Origin of the sequence: Kitasatospora aureofaciens, assembly GCF_001188955.3 — a bacterium.
Lineage (GTDB): Bacteria > Actinomycetota > Actinomycetes > Streptomycetales > Streptomycetaceae > Kitasatospora > Kitasatospora aureofaciens.
This window is the reverse complement of record NZ_JPRF03000025.1, coordinates 26709-39812: the sequence shown is the minus strand read 5'-3', so window position 1 is coordinate 39812 and position 13104 is coordinate 26709. Positions and strand designations below refer to the sequence as shown.

Sequence of the window (13104 nt, the reverse complement as noted above, 5' to 3'; positions counted from 1 at the left end):
GGAAGCCGGACCCGACCGCCCCCGACGACTCACCCGGTCAGAGCGGCCTCTCCGAGAGCAGGTCCTCGACCCGTGCTTCCCCATCACGGTACCTGCGGGTGATCTCGGCATTGCAACCGTCGGCCGTGCGCAGCAGCCGCTGGCGCCGTCCGGACACCTCCCGCTCATGGGCGCGCAGCCGCTCCAGGGCGGCCAGCAGCTCCTCGGCGGGGTGGGCGGCGAGGTCGGCGAGCTGGACGTCGCCCATCAGCGCGTCCGCCTCCAGCTGGGACTCCTGAGTGCGCGGCGGGCCGAGGGTGACGTGCCGGGCCGAGCGCCGCACGGTGGAGGGCGCGTCGGTCAGGATGGCCGGCAGCAGGTCCAGCAGGTCGGTGCCGGGCTCCCCGCCGACCGCCGGGGCGCCGCTGCCGTAGCCGCCCGACCGGGCGCGGTGGGCGGTGCCGCCGCCGGGACGCCGGTCGAGCTCGGCCCGCAGGATGTCCATCCGCCCGTGCAGCAGCCGCCGCAGGTAGGACAGGTCGGCCTCCTGCTCCATGGTCTCCCGGCGCAGGATCCGCAGCTGCTCCAGGTCCAGCCGCTCCAGGTCGGGCTCGCCGTCCGGGCCGGCCGCCCAGGCCGGGGCCCCGGGGGCCTGCGCCACCTGCCCGGATCGGTTCCACGCCGCGCCGCTCGCGTCCATCATCCAGCCCACCTGCCGTCGTCCGATCCCGCCCGCTCGCGGCAGCCCGTCCCTGCCGCCGGCCCGGCCCGTCCCCCGACGGGCTCGCGCGTCCCGTCCGTTGGCACGCCCGGGGCCCCCGAAGGGTTCCGCTCCCCGGCCGGGACCACCCACCAGGGCGACCCCCGACAGAACGCCTGACCTACCGGCTCGACCGCCCGGCCGAACCCCGGCCCGGTGCGGCGGACCTTCAGGCGCGCCGAGCCCTTCGTACGGTTCCCCAGCGTGCCACCCCACCCGGCGCGCGCGCACCGCCCGTGCACCCGAACGGCCCCCTGGCGAACGGGGGTGGCTGATATGACCGGGACTTTCCGCAGGAAGAGCAGCGCTCGAACCTGCGCAGGCGCGCGCCGCACGGCGTGCACCACCAGTTTGCGCGCCCATCGTGTGCGCCCCCGTACGCGTCCCTCGCCCGCGCTCCTCCTTACGCGCCCTCCTCACGCGTCCTCGTTGGGCGCCCCGAGCCCGGGCCGTCCCGTGCCGATCACCCGGAGCCCTCTCCGGGCCGTACGGCGCTCCGGCACAATGGCGGCATGCGAGCAGTGGTGCAGCGAGTGACCGAGGCCCGGGTGACCGTGGCCGGAGAGACCGTCGGCGCGATCGAGGGGCCCGGGCTGTGCGTCCTGGTCGGTGTGACCCATGAGGACACCCCGGCCAAGGCGGCCCAACTGGCCCGCAAGCTCTGGACGCTGCGGATCCTGCCGGTCAACGACGAGGGCGTGGAGCAGAGTTGCTCCGACATCGGCGGGCCGCTGCTGGTGATCAGCCAGTTCACCCTCTACGGCGACGCCCGCAAGGGCCGCCGCCCCACCTGGACCGCGGCCGCCCCCGGGCCGGTCGCCGAGCCGCTGGTGGACGAGGTGGTCGCCCAACTGCGGGCGCTCGGCGCCAAGGTGGAGACGGGCCGGTTCGGCGCCGACATGCAGGTGGCACTGGTGAACGACGGCCCGTTCACCGTCCTCGTCGAGGTCTGAGGCCCGGGGCCCGGGGCCCGCAGGCGCTACTGCGGGACGATCACGTCCTGGGTGCCCGGAACCGTGCCGGCCAGCAGCACCGCGTCGACCGGGACGTTCCGCTTGACGATCGCCAGCGCGATCGGCCCCAGCTCGTGGTGCCGGGCCGAGGAGGTCACGAAGCCCAGCGAGCGCCCGTCCGGGTCGGAGGCCAGCCGCACCTCGGTGCCGTGCGGGGGCAGCGTCTCCTCGGTGCCGTCCAGGTGGAGGAAGACCAGCCGGCGCGGTGGGCGGCCCAGGTTGTGCACCCGGGCGACGGTCTCCTGGCCCCGGTAGCAGCCCTTCTGCAGGTGGACGGCGGTGCTCAGCCAGTCCACCTCGTGTGGGATGGTCCGGTGGTCGGTCTCGAAGCCGAGCCGGGGGCGGTGGCCCTCGATCCGCAGCGCCTCGTACGCCCAGACCCCGGCCGCCGGGCCGAACCCGGCGGTGACCCCCTCCAGACCGGCGCGCGGCACGAACAGGTCGCGCCCGTAAGGGAGTTCGCGGACGGCGGCGGCACCGTCGACCGAGCCGGTGGAGCCGGCCGGCAGGTGGACCACGGCGTAGTCGGCGGTCGCGTCGGCGACCTCCACCCGGTAGAAGAACTTCATGCTCTCCAGGTAGGCCACCAGCGCGCCCTGGGTGCCCGGCTCGACGTGGGCCCAGGTGGTGGTCCCGTCGTCGACCAGGTAGAGGGCGTGCTCGACGTGCCCGTTCGGGGAGAGCACCAGCGCCTCGGTGGCGTGCTGCGGCTCCAGCTGGCTCACGTGCTGGGTGAGCAGCAGGTGCAGCCAGGAGAGGCGGTCCGCGCCGGTGACGGTGACCACGCCGCGGTGCGAGAGGTCGACGAAGCCGGTGCCCTGCGACAGGTTCCGTTGCTCGCGGAAGATGTCGCCGTAGTGGGCGGCGACGCCCTCGTCGGCCCCCTCGGCGGGGACGGCTCCGGGCAGGGCAAGCAGCGGACTCTTCACACCGGTCATACCGGCCAGCTTACGACCGGCCGTCCTCCTGCTTCGCCGTGCAGTCGGCGCAGCGGCCGAAGATGGCGAAGTGCTTGAGGTCGGTGTCGAAACCGTGCTCCTCGCGCAGCCGGTCGATCAGCGGCTGGGCGATCTCGGTGCCGGTCTCGGTGACCTTCTCGCAGTCCCGGCAGACCAGGTGCAGGTGGTGGTGCCGGCCGGCCAGGTGGTACGTCGGGGCGCCGTGGCCGAGGTGGGCGTGCGAAACCAGGCCCAGTTCCTCCAGCAGCTCCAGGGTCCGGTAGACCGTGGAGATGTTGATGCCGCTGGCGGTCTTGCGGACGTGGCAGAGGATGTCGTCGGGGGTGGCGTGGTCGAGCACGTCCACGGCCTCCAGCACGAGCTGCCGCTGCGGCGTGAGACGGTAGCCGCGCTCGCGCAGGTCGGCCTTCCAGTCGCCGGAGAGTTGCCAGTCGGTGGTGCCGGTGTCCGCCACGGGTTCTGTCCCTGCCAAGGTCGGGGGTCCTGAAGCAAGTGTAGGGACCGGCCGGGGGCCGGTCCCTACCTCGTGCACGGACCTTGCTCGAGCTGTGCCTGCTTGAGCCGAGCCCTACTTGAAGAAGGCGATGCCGTCGTCCGGCAGGTCGTTGATGTCCTTGATCAGCTGCGCCGGGCTGAGCACCTTCTTCAGCTGGGCGGACATGTACGGGCGCAGCGGCACGTTCGGGGCGGCCTTCTCGCCGACCCAGAGCAGTTCGCCGTTGACGAAGCCGTACAGCCGCTTGCCGCCGGAGTACTCCGGGGAGCCCTCGATCCGGGCCACCGCGTCGGTGGACACGTCGACCTGCGGCTTGCCGTCGGCCAGCTCGCCGTACCAGATCTCGACCGTGCCGTCGTCACGGACGGAGGAGATCTCGATCCCGCGCGCGCCCGTGGTGCCGTCGTGGTTGCTGGTGATGCGCCAGAACGCGTGCTCGTTCTCCAGCGGACGGACCTTCTCGCCCTCCTCGTTCAGCACCCAGGTGCGGGAGCGGAACTCGAGGAAGGGGCGGCCGTCGTGCCGGATCACGATCTCCTGGCCGAAGTTGCACTTCTCCGTGCCCGGGAAGTCGTAGACGCCCGCGCCCTCCCAGGTGCCGAGGAGGAAGGCGAGCGGGACGACGTCCTTGTGGAGGTCAGAAGGGATCTCGATCATGTTCCTGGTCGCTGTCGTGGTCGGTGCGGTCTGCCTCAACCGTACGGCAGGGTCAGCGCTGGCCCTGGTACAGCTTCATCACCGAGAAGATGGCGAACCAGGTGATCAGCACGGCCATGAGGGCCAGCAGACCGTCGAAGAACATTTCCAGACCGGACACGGGGGGCTCCCAGGCGGCGACAGTTGTGGTGGATTTTGCGGGCTCACTCTATCCGCCGTGGTCCGGCCGGTCGCGGTGAGCCCCACCACGTCGGCTCTCGTGCCCCCGCCCCCGGCTGCCGCCCAAGGTTTCCCCAAGGGATTCCGGGATGACCTCGGGCGGGGGTCGCGCGCCCTCTAAGGTGGCGCCATGTCGAAGAAGCTCGTCATCAAGGTCACCGCCGGGGCGGACGCGCCGGAGCGGTGCTCGCAGGCCTTCACGGTGGCGGCCGTGGCCGTCGCCAGCGGGATCGAGGTCTCGCTCTGGCTGACCGGGGAGTCCTCCTGGTTCGCCCTGCCGGGGAGGGCGGCGGAGTTCGAGCTGCCGCACGCCGCACCGCTGCCCGACCTGCTGGAGTCGATCCTGGCGGCCGGCTCGGTGACGCTGTGCACCCAGTGCGCGGCCCGGCGCGGGATCGAGCAGAAGGACACCGTCGAGGGCGTCCGGATCGCGGGCGCGCAGGTCTTCGTCAGCGAGATCACGGCGGACGGCGTCCAGGCGCTCGTCTACTAGGACCGGTCCCGGCTCCGTTCAGCCCCGGTCCCGAACCGGTCCGGCCCGGCTACCGGGGCTTGTCGCGCGGCTCGTGGTCGGGGCGGTCCCGGTCGTGACCGGGGTCGTCCCACTTCGGGTCGTCCCAGCGCGGATCGTTCCACCAGTCGTCCTCCGGGTCCCGCTTGTTGGCGAACACCGCCGCGGCGGGCGGGATCACCATCGCGACCACGCACATCCCGATCGCCGCGCCGACCGAGAAGAACCGCACCACGCCCCAGGCCAGGACGAACAGGCCCAGGCACACGCCCATCATGGCGTAGTAGTAGCGCCGCCGACGCCTCGTCTGCACGTCTTCCACGGTACGGCCGAGGGCCCCTGCGCGGCAGGGGCCCTCGGTGTGATCGTCCGTTCCGGTCAGACCGCGATCGCGACCTCGACGGCGGTGCCCTGGGAGGCCACCACCTGACGGTCCACGGTCTGGCCCGGCACGAGCGCCCGCAGGGTCCACTTGCCCGGGCGGGCGAAGAACCGGAACTGGCCGGTCGCCGAGGTGGGCACCTCGGCCGTGAACTCGTTGTTCTCGTCCAGCAGCCGGACGTAGCCGTTGACCGGCTCACCGTCGCGGGTCACCGAACCCTGGATGATCGTCTCGTTCGCCACGTCAACTCCTGCCAGGTCCGGGCCGCCGGCCTTCGCACCGCACATGTCTGGTATTCCCTTCTGACTTACGGGTCGAGCCGGGGGCTCAGTTGCCGAGCTCGATCGGCACGCCGACCAGGCTGCCGTACTCGGTCCACGAACCGTCGTAGTTCTTGACGTTCTGCTGGCCGAGCAGCTCGTGCAGCACGAACCAGGTGAGCGCGGAGCGCTCGCCGATGCGGCAGTAGGCGATGGTGTCCTTCGCCAGGTCGATGCCCTCGGCCTCGTACAGCGCCTTGAGCTCCTCGTCGCTCTTGAAGGTGCCGTCGTCGTTGGCGTTCTTGGCCCACGGGATGTTGCGGGCGCTCGGCACGTGGCCGGGGCGCTGCGACTGCTCCTGCGGGAGGTGCGCCGGGGCGAGCAGCTTGCCGGAGAACTCGTCGGGCGAGCGGACGTCGACCAGGTTGAGGTTGCCGATGGCGGCGACCACGTCGTCGCGGAAGGCGCGGATCGAGGAGTCGGCGGCCTGCGCCTTGTACTCGGTGGCCGGGCGGGCCGGGACCTCGGCGACCAGGTCGCGGGAGTCCAGCTCCCACTTCTTGCGGCCGCCGTCCAGCAGGCGGACGTCGCCGTGGCCGTACAGCTTGAAGTACCAGTAGGCGTAGGAGGCGAACCAGTTGTTGTTGCCGCCGTAGAGGACGACGGTGTCGTCGTTGGCGATGCCCTTGGCGCTGAGCAGCGCCTCGAAGCCGGCCTGGTCGATGAAGTCGCGGCGGACCGGGTCCTGGAGGTCCTGCTTCCAGTCGATCCGGACGGCGTTGCGGATGTGGTTCTTGTCGTACGCGGAGGTGTCCTCGTCGACCTCGACGATGACGACCTTCGGGTCGTCCAGGTGGGCCTGGACCCAGTCGGCGTCGACCAGGACGTCGCTGCGGCTCATGGTGGTTCTCCATCCGAGGGCGGTTGGCGGAAGGTGCTGCTCAGCAGGTGCTGCAGGGGTGCCCGAACGGGTGCGGCCCGAATTCCCGTCCGAAATCCTGTCCGAATGACGGGATGGAGGAGCGAGCCGGGGCGACCGGGCGGGGAAGTGCGGGGTACGGCGGCGGCCATCGGCCCGAAGGGCCGGGCGAGGTCACCGGAGAGATCGGCGGCGGGCATCAACTGCCCTGCCAGGATGCCGACTTAGCGCATTCGACACAGACAGGCGGCCACGCGGCACAGGTCGACCGCCCGCCGCTTCGTGAGATCCGTCTGTCGCTTCATGCCGACGATGCTAGGGACACCGAAGGCCTGCTGTCATCAGCGTATCGAATGCCGAGATCGAAACAGCCGAATGCTGGGATTCAGCCTTGGTGCGTTCCGGCGGGCGCGGGCCGGATGCCCGGCAGGGGGGCACAACGGGCCGAAACGACACCGCTCCGCGTGCCGCACTGGACAGCGCGTCTCGCGGAGCGGAACGGAGGAAGAGGAGCGGGGGGAGGGAAGGGGAGGAAGGCAGGCCGACGGCGGGCGGGCCCGGGTCAGCCCAGCAGCTTGACGTCCTTGCCCTCGAAGGACAGCTGCAGGCCCTCCGGCAGCGGCGTCACGCCGTCCTTCGCGGCCAGCTTCAGCCCGGCCGGCATCGAGTCCAGGGTGAAGGCGGCCGGCTCGACCTTCCGGTTGGCGAGCCCGGCGAACATCTCGGCCAGCGAACTCAGTTTGAGGCCGTCCACGGTGACGGTGTTGCCCTGGTTGTGCACGGTGGCCTCACCGACCGAGACCGGTCCCAGCGAGGCCTTGACCTTGCCCGGACCGCCGTACGACAGGCTCAGCCGGGAGTTGGCGCCGCCCGGCAGCGGGGCTCCGCCCAGCAGCTGGGAGGCCGGGGGCAGCAGCTGGGCGAGGTCCTGGTAGGTGATCACACCGCTGCCGGTGCTGCTGTCCACCGTGGCGCTGTTCAGGCTGTCGCTCACATCGACGCCCGAGAGCTTCGCCTTGAAGGAGTGCAGCGCCACCTGCTGGCCGTTGTTCCGGACGGTCAGGCCGTCCGAGGAGATCCGGACGTCGTCCAGCTTCTTCGAGACCGCCTGCGTCAGGAACGGGAAGCCCTCGATCGTGACGTCCGGCCGCTGGCTCATCTGGCCGCTCTTCACCAGCCGGTCCGCGGCCTCGTCCTCGGCCACGCCGACCGCGATCCGGTCCGCGCCCACCAGCAGGCCGGCGAGCACCGCCAGGCCGATCGTCGCCTTCAGCCATCCGCGCATCGTGTCCCCCGTCGTCGCCGGTCGCCGTCGTCGTCAACTCCCGGAGCCGTCCGGACGCGGCTCCTCCCGCACGACCGTACGACGTCCCGCCCCGGAAGGTGGTTCCGGGGCGGGACGCGGTCGTGACGAAACCGGCTCAGCCGGCCAGCAGGTCGGTGGCCATCCAGATCAGCGGCGCGGCCACCGCCAGCGGCAGCGCCACGCCCGCCGTCATGTGCACGAAGCGGGACGGGAAGTCGTACGCCGCGACCCGGCGGCCGATCAGCGCACCCAGCCCGGCGAGCGCCCCCAGAGCCACCGGCGCGCCCACCAGGAATCCCAGCAGCACCGCCGCCACCAGGCCCAGCACCGGGCCCAGCTGCTTCGGGCCGGGCAGCGGAGCCGCCGCCAGCAGGGTGGCCAGCGCCACCGCGCCGACCCCGGCCGGCACCCAGTCCGCCAACAGCAGCGCGGTGCACAGCGCCGTCACCACGGTGGCCGAGCCCAGCACGGTCAGCGCGTAGAACCGCTCCTTCGGGTCCGACGGGCGGAACGTCTGCAGCACCAGGACCAGCAGGAAGAACCCGCCCAGGGTGCCCACCACGGCCGCCGCGTCGCCGCTGGAGTCCGCCAGCAGCACGGCCACGTCCGCGGTGAGCCCGGCCAGCGCGGCGAGCAGGATGCCCTGGCGGGCCGGCCACATGCCGTTCAGCCGGAACCAGCCGGCCGCCGTCAGCAGCTGCAGCAGCGCGACCACCAGGGCCAGCGCCACCTGCCCCAGCGCGGCGCCGCCCGCCAGCAGCGCGGCCACCCCGGCGGTGATCAGGGCGGGCTGCAGGCCCGGGTCGATGATCGGGGAACCGGTCCGGCCGGGCGGCGTGCCGACCGGTGCGGAGGGTGGTGCGGCGAGCGGAGTCGGCTGCGCCGGGAGGGAGCCGTACGGCGGGGCAGCGGGGGCGCCCGGGCGCTTGAGCGTCATGGTCGGCGGGTCGAAGCCCGCTCCGGCGTCGGGCAACCCCGCCAGGGGCGTGCCGGGCATCCCGGCGACGGGCGGTGCGGCGGGGGCGGCCTGCTGCGCGGCGGGCTGCGGCGCCGGGGCCGCGTGCCGCGCCCTGGAGGGCTGCTGCGGCTGAACCGGACGCTGCTGCACCGGCGGCTGCCCGAGGTGCTGCGGCGGGGCGACCGGCATCGCGCCGGAGACCCGCACCGGCGGCAGCAGAGTGGTGGCCGCCGCGTCGTCCAGCGGCGGGACGGGCGGGAGCAGCGTGGTCGCGGCCGCGTCGTCGAACGCGGGCACCGGCGGCAGCAGGGTGGTCGCGGCCGCGTCGTCGAAGGCCGGGACCGGCGGCAGCAGCGTGGTCGCCGCCTCGTCGTCCACCGGATAGCCGTACGGGTGCTGCGGCGCGTGTTGCTGGGGCTGCTGCGAATGCGGATGCGGATAGGGCTGCTGGGGCTGCTGCGGCCAGTTGCCGTAGCCGCCGCCGTGATTCGGGTCGTTCATGTCCGTCACGCCGCTCAGCCTCCCGCGAACGGCGGGAGAACCTCGACCGTCCCGCCCTCGGTCAGGGCCACGGCCGCGTGGTCCCGGCCGCCCACCTGCGCGCCGTCGACCAGGTACGAGCAGTGCCCGAGCAGCTGGACGAGCTTCGGCCGGTCGGCGTGCCGCTCCTTGGCCGCGGCCAGCGCCTCCGCCAGGGTCGCCGCCTCGTACGGCTCCTCGGCCAGCCCGGCCTCGGACTTCGCCGCCGCCCAGTAGCGGATCGTCCCGCGCGCCCGGGCGCCGCTCGCGGGCTCGGTGGTCGCGCCCATCGGGCACCCCTTCCGTTCGTCCTCGCCCGGCCCCGGTGGCCCGGTCCGGCTCGCCACCGGAGTTTCCGCCCGACCACCCGAATGATGGACCCGGGCGGCGCCGCCGATGTGCGTCCATGATGGCGTGTCCGCCGGTCCGAGCGGCAATCGCCCTGGCCGGACGAGCCCGGGGCGGCGCCCGAAGCTGTGTCCAGGCTCACCCGGCGCACGCCCGGATTGGGCGAACCGCCGGATTCGCGCACTCCCGGCGCGGAGGACGGTCGGCTATTCTCGTGCACCAAGAGGGATCCGGGCAGAGTCGCCCCCGGGTCCTTTTGTGCTTTCAGGACGCCAGTACGGACGTTCGTGCGATTCGTCGGCCCACCCCCGGCGCACCGCAGGAACCGCCCCGCCTCTCGCGGCACAAGGACGTGCCGGCCCGGCGGGGTGTCGCCACCCGGCGCCGGGCCGCCACCCGGGACCGGACCAGACCGGAGGGTTCGCGGGATGAACAGGGCAGGAACGGTGCGCCAGGGGTTGCGGGACCCCCGGTGCGCCGCGCGCTCCCCCGAAGCCGCCCGGGCGTCCTCCCCCCTCCCCTCAGCACCTGCGTCCCCCGGCTGCGGCGGCAGCCGGAACGCGACCGCGACGACCCGGAAAGGGGACCACCGGGTATGAGTTCTCTACTCCTCCTCACCAACGCGCTCCAGCCGTCCGCCGAAGTACTGCCGGCCCTCGGCCTGCTGCTGCACAACGTCCGGGTCGCACCCGCCGAGGGATCGGCCCTGATGGACACCCCCAGTGCGGACGTCATCCTGGTCGACGGGCGGCGCGACCTGCCGCAGATCCGCAGCCTGTGCCAGCTGCTCCGCTCCACCGGCATCGGCTGCCCGCTGATCCTGGTGGTCACCGAGGGCGGCCTGGCCGCCGTGACCGCCGAGTGGGGCATCGACGACGTCCTGCTGGACACCGCCGGGCCGGCCGAGGTCGAGGCCCGGCTGCGGCTCGCACTCGGCCGCCTCCAGGTCGCCGTCGACGACAGCCCCATGGAGATCCGCAACGGCGACCTCTCGGTCGACGAGGCCACCTACTCCGCGAAGCTCAAGGGCCGGGCGCTCGACCTCACCTTCAAGGAGTTCGAGCTGCTCAAGTACCTCGCGCAGCACCCCGGCCGGGTCTTCACCCGGGCCCAGCTGCTGCAGGAGGTCTGGGGCTACGACTACTTCGGCGGCACCCGGACGGTGGACGTCCACGTCCGGCGGCTGCGCGCCAAGCTCGGTGTCGAGAACGAGCAGCTGATCGGCACCGTGCGCAACGTCGGCTACCGCTTCGTCGTCCCGGAGAAGGCCGAGAAGAGCGAGCGCCCGGACCTCTCCCAGCGCCCCTCCGCCCCGCTGGAGGCCTGAGACCGGGCGGGTCGGGAGGGCCGCCCTCCGCCCGACCCGTCCGGTTTCCTCCCGGTACGCCCCCCGAAGCGGCCCCAGGTCCCACTGCCGCCTCGGGGGCCACACGCGTAGACTCCCCCCGTGGCCAAGGTGACGCGCGACGATGTAGCCCGACTGGCTGGGACCTCCACCGCGGTCGTCAGCTACGTGATCAACAACGGGCCGCGCCCGGTCGCGCCCGCGACCCGGGAGAAGGTCCTCGCGGCGATCGAGCAGCTCGGCTACCGGCCGAACAGCGTCGCCCAGGCGATGGCCTCCCGGCGGACCAACCTGATCGGCATGGTCGTCCCGGACGCCCGCCAGCCCTTCTTCGCCGAGATGGCCCACGCCGTCGAACGGGCCGCCTCCGAGCGCGGCAAGCTCGTGCTGATCGGCAACTCCGACTACGTCGACGACCGCGAGGTCCACTACGTCCGCGCCTTCCTCGGCATGCGGGTCTCCGGCCTGATCCTGGTCAGCCAGGGCCCCTCGCAGCGCGCCGCCGAGGAGTTCGCCGCGATGGAGGGGGCGAAGGTGGTGCTGCTGCACCGCCGCCCCGAGGCGATCGACGACGTCGCGGTGGTCACCGACGACGTCGGCGGAGCCGAGGCCGTCGTCCGCCATCTGCTGGAGGTGCACGGGCACCCGTACGTGGCCTGCTTCGGCGGCCCGGTGGAGTCCCCCGCCCCCGGCGACCCCGTCATCGACCACGTCGAGGGCTGGCAGCGCGCCATGGACGCCCACGGCGTCCCCACCGCACCGCACCTGATCGACGCACCCTTCCACCGCTACGGCGCGTACGACGTCGCGCTCGACCTGCTGCGCAGGCCGGACCGGCCGCGGGCGGTCTTCTGCTCCACCGACGACCAGGCCATCGGCGTGCTGCGGGCCGCCCGTGAGGTCGGCCTGCGCGTACCCGAGGACCTCGCGGTGGCCGGCTTCGACGACGTGCCCGAGGCCGCGCTCGCCGACCCGCCGCTGACCACCGTCGCCTCCGACCGCGACGCGATGGCTAGGGCCGCCGTGGACCTGGTGCTGGACGACTCGCTGATGGTGCCCGGCTCGGACACCGAACGGGTCCGCAAGTTCCCGTCCCGCCTGGTCATCCGCCGTTCCTGCGGCTGCGACGGCGCCGCACCCGGGCGGACCCTGCCGGAGTAACCGAACGGAGCAGCGGACGGAGCGGCCGGACCGGAACCGCCGATTCCGCTCCGCAGGCGGTCTGACCAGGCTTTATGAGAAGCCAACGCGCTTCTCGGGGCGTTCTGAGCCGCTTCTCATCCGGTCCTCATCCACCGGGCGGAGCTTGGTCGGCATGAGCGAACACCAGCAGCACCCCGACGAGCAGTACGGCCCGTACGAGCAGCCCCGCGTCATCGAGGGCGCCGTGCTCGGCCACGGCGCCGGCAACCCCGACCCACGCACCGCCTACGGGTACCGCGAGGACCACTCCGGCGGCAGCTTCGACGGACCACCCCCTCCCCCGCCCATGCCGCCCGAGCCCCCCACCCTGCTCGGCCACCCTTCCGGGTCCGAGGGCCCCGGCGGCCACGGCAACCGCGCCCGGCGCGGCCTGCTGCGCGGACGGCTCGCCCTGGTCACCGCCGTCGCCGCGATCGCCGCCGTCATCGGCGGGGTCACCGGCGGGGTCGTCGCCGCCGACCGGCAGTCCTCCGACAGCCGCGTCGGCACCATCGCCAGCCCGGTCTCCGCCCGCACCGACGGCACCGCCAACGTGCCCGCCATCGCCTCCGCCGTCTCCCCCAGCGTCGTCCAGATCACCGTCAAGAGCGGCAACGGCACCGCCACCGGCACCGGCGTCGTCCTCAACCACAACGGCCAGATCCTCACCAACTTCCACGTGATCGACACCGCGGCCGACGGCAACGGCCGGATCACCGTCACCTTCAAGGACGGCTCCACCGCCCCCGCCACCGTCACCGGCACCGACAAGAAGCTCGACGTCGCCGTGATCACCGCGACCGGCGCCAAGAACCTCTCCCCCGCCGTCCTCGGCGACTCCTCCACCGTGGCCGTCGGCGACCCGGTCGTCGCCATCGGCAACCCCGACGGCCTCACCGGCACCGTCACCTCCGGCATCATCAGCGCCGAGAACCGCGACGTCACCGTCCAGCTCGACGAGGGCAGCACCAGCGGCAACGGCGGCTTCGGCTTCCCCAACCTGCCCGGTCTGCGCGGCAGCATCCCGCAGCAGCAGAGCGGTGCCGACACCACCACCTACAAGGCCTTCCAGACCGACGCCGCCCTCAACCCGGGCAACTCCGGCGGCCCGCTGATCAACGCCAACGGCCAGGTCATCGCCATCAACTCGGCCATGTACGCCCCGAACGGCGCCAGCTCCACCGCCGGCGGCGGCAGCAGCACGGCCGGCAGCGTCGGCCTCGGCTTCGCCATCCCGATCAACGACATCAAGCAGGCCCTGCCGAAACTCGAAGCCGGCCAGAGCCTGTGA

At 72.9% G+C, this 13104-nt stretch carries 16 protein-coding genes; 5 read left to right on the top strand and 11 right to left on the bottom strand.

Annotated elements, in window-relative coordinates:
- Positions 1–37 precede the first annotated feature (37 nt).
- Positions 38–682: an RsiG family protein gene (locus HS99_RS17570; RefSeq protein WP_232543139.1), complete on the bottom strand. Its 645-nt coding sequence runs from the start codon at positions 680–682 to the stop codon at positions 38–40.
- Positions 683–1251: 569 nt separating this feature from the next.
- Between HS99_RS17570 and dtd the strand changes: the two genes are divergently transcribed.
- On the top strand, positions 1252–1692 hold the full coding sequence (gene dtd / locus HS99_RS17565; RefSeq protein WP_030288976.1) for a D-aminoacyl-tRNA deacylase: 441 nt from the start codon (positions 1252–1254) through the stop codon (positions 1690–1692).
- A gap of 26 nt (positions 1693–1718) precedes the next feature.
- On the opposite strand, the gene ygfZ is transcribed toward dtd, so the two are convergent.
- The 3 genes from ygfZ to HS99_RS17550 form a co-directional block, all read right to left on the bottom strand.
- Entirely contained in the window at positions 1719–2681 is a 963-nt protein-coding gene (gene ygfZ, locus HS99_RS17560; protein ID WP_030288979.1) for a CAF17-like 4Fe-4S cluster assembly/insertion protein YgfZ, read from the bottom strand.
- Positions 2682–2700: 19 nt separating this feature from the next.
- Positions 2701–3165: a Fur family transcriptional regulator gene (locus tag HS99_RS17555; RefSeq protein ID WP_030288982.1), complete on the bottom strand. Its 465-nt coding sequence runs from the start codon at positions 3163–3165 to the stop codon at positions 2701–2703.
- Positions 3166–3279: 114 nt separating this feature from the next.
- Positions 3280–3864, bottom strand: coding sequence for a heme-binding beta-barrel domain-containing protein (locus tag HS99_RS17550; protein WP_030288985.1), 585 nt, complete (start codon positions 3862–3864; stop codon positions 3280–3282).
- Between the two features lie 349 nt (positions 3865–4213).
- Between HS99_RS17550 and HS99_RS17545 the strand changes: the two genes are divergently transcribed.
- Positions 4214–4576 carry a DsrE family protein gene (locus HS99_RS17545; RefSeq protein WP_030288986.1) on the top strand — a complete coding sequence of 121 codons (363 nt, stop codon included), beginning with the start codon at positions 4214–4216 and terminating at the stop codon, positions 4574–4576.
- 49 nt (positions 4577–4625) lie between these two features.
- On the opposite strand, the gene HS99_RS17540 is transcribed toward HS99_RS17545, so the two are convergent.
- From HS99_RS17540 to HS99_RS17515, 7 genes are all read right to left on the bottom strand, one after another.
- Positions 4626–4907, bottom strand: coding sequence for a DUF3099 domain-containing protein (locus tag HS99_RS17540; RefSeq protein WP_072654816.1), 282 nt, complete (start codon positions 4905–4907; stop codon positions 4626–4628).
- A 65-nt stretch (positions 4908–4972) separates the two neighbouring features.
- On the bottom strand, positions 4973–5263 hold the full coding sequence (locus tag HS99_RS17535) for a DUF1416 domain-containing protein (protein WP_030288989.1): 291 nt from the start codon (positions 5261–5263) through the stop codon (positions 4973–4975).
- A gap of 40 nt (positions 5264–5303) precedes the next feature.
- Positions 5304–6137, bottom strand: a complete 834-nt coding sequence (locus tag HS99_RS17530; RefSeq protein WP_030288992.1) for a sulfurtransferase — start codon at positions 6135–6137, stop codon at positions 5304–5306.
- Between the two features lie 242 nt (positions 6138–6379).
- Positions 6380–6460 (bottom strand): Ms5788A family Cys-rich leader peptide, encoded by an 81-nt coding sequence (locus HS99_RS48425; protein ID WP_350517234.1) that lies wholly within the window; start codon positions 6458–6460, stop codon positions 6380–6382.
- 257 nt (positions 6461–6717) lie between these two features.
- Positions 6718–7440, bottom strand: a complete 723-nt coding sequence (locus HS99_RS17525) for an LmeA family phospholipid-binding protein (RefSeq protein ID WP_030555384.1) — start codon at positions 7438–7440, stop codon at positions 6718–6720.
- A gap of 136 nt (positions 7441–7576) precedes the next feature.
- Positions 7577–8920: a hypothetical protein gene (locus tag HS99_RS17520; RefSeq protein WP_052405416.1), complete on the bottom strand. Its 1344-nt coding sequence runs from the start codon at positions 8918–8920 to the stop codon at positions 7577–7579.
- Between the two features lie 14 nt (positions 8921–8934).
- Positions 8935–9228, bottom strand: a complete 294-nt coding sequence (locus HS99_RS17515) for a MoaD/ThiS family protein (protein WP_046387136.1) — start codon at positions 9226–9228, stop codon at positions 8935–8937.
- A 653-nt stretch (positions 9229–9881) separates the two neighbouring features.
- On the opposite strand from HS99_RS17515, the gene HS99_RS17510 reads away from it, so the two are divergent.
- The 3 genes from HS99_RS17510 (at position 9882) to HS99_RS17500 (ending at position 13104) form a co-directional block, all read left to right on the top strand.
- The gene (locus HS99_RS17510) at positions 9882–10613 is read left to right on the top strand and encodes a response regulator transcription factor (protein ID WP_030288998.1); all 732 of its coding nucleotides are present in this window, start codon (positions 9882–9884) and stop codon (positions 10611–10613) included.
- A gap of 120 nt (positions 10614–10733) precedes the next feature.
- Positions 10734–11792, top strand: a complete 1059-nt coding sequence (locus HS99_RS17505; RefSeq protein WP_030289000.1) for a LacI family DNA-binding transcriptional regulator — start codon at positions 10734–10736, stop codon at positions 11790–11792.
- Positions 11793–11946: 154 nt separating this feature from the next.
- Positions 11947–13104 carry a S1C family serine protease gene (locus HS99_RS17500; RefSeq protein ID WP_030555388.1) on the top strand — a complete coding sequence of 386 codons (1158 nt, stop codon included), beginning with the start codon at positions 11947–11949 and terminating at the stop codon, positions 13102–13104.

Coding starts and splice junctions, on each gene's coding strand:
- HS99_RS17500 (WP_030555388.1), top strand. CDS start 11,947: ATGAGCGAACACCAGCAGCACCCCGACGAGCAGTACGGCCCGTACGAG.
- HS99_RS17525 (WP_030555384.1), bottom strand. CDS start 7,440: ATGCGCGGATGGCTGAAGGCGACGATCGGCCTGGCGGTGCTCGCCGGC.
- HS99_RS17570 (WP_232543139.1), bottom strand. CDS start 682: ATGATGGACGCGAGCGGCGCGGCGTGGAACCGATCCGGGCAGGTGGCG.
- HS99_RS17520 (WP_052405416.1), bottom strand. CDS start 8,920: ATGAACGACCCGAATCACGGCGGCGGCTACGGCAACTGGCCGCAGCAG.
- HS99_RS48425 (WP_350517234.1), bottom strand. CDS start 6,460: ATGAAGCGACAGACGGATCTCACGAAGCGGCGGGCGGTCGACCTGTGC.
- HS99_RS17535 (WP_030288989.1), bottom strand. CDS start 5,263: ATGTGCGGTGCGAAGGCCGGCGGCCCGGACCTGGCAGGAGTTGACGTG.
- dtd (WP_030288976.1), top strand. CDS start 1,252: ATGCGAGCAGTGGTGCAGCGAGTGACCGAGGCCCGGGTGACCGTGGCC.
- HS99_RS17545 (WP_030288986.1), top strand. CDS start 4,214: ATGTCGAAGAAGCTCGTCATCAAGGTCACCGCCGGGGCGGACGCGCCG.
- HS99_RS17550 (WP_030288985.1), bottom strand. CDS start 3,864: ATGATCGAGATCCCTTCTGACCTCCACAAGGACGTCGTCCCGCTCGCC.
- HS99_RS17515 (WP_046387136.1), bottom strand. CDS start 9,228: ATGGGCGCGACCACCGAGCCCGCGAGCGGCGCCCGGGCGCGCGGGACG.
- HS99_RS17530 (WP_030288992.1), bottom strand. CDS start 6,137: ATGAGCCGCAGCGACGTCCTGGTCGACGCCGACTGGGTCCAGGCCCAC.
- HS99_RS17510 (WP_030288998.1), top strand. CDS start 9,882: ATGAGTTCTCTACTCCTCCTCACCAACGCGCTCCAGCCGTCCGCCGAA.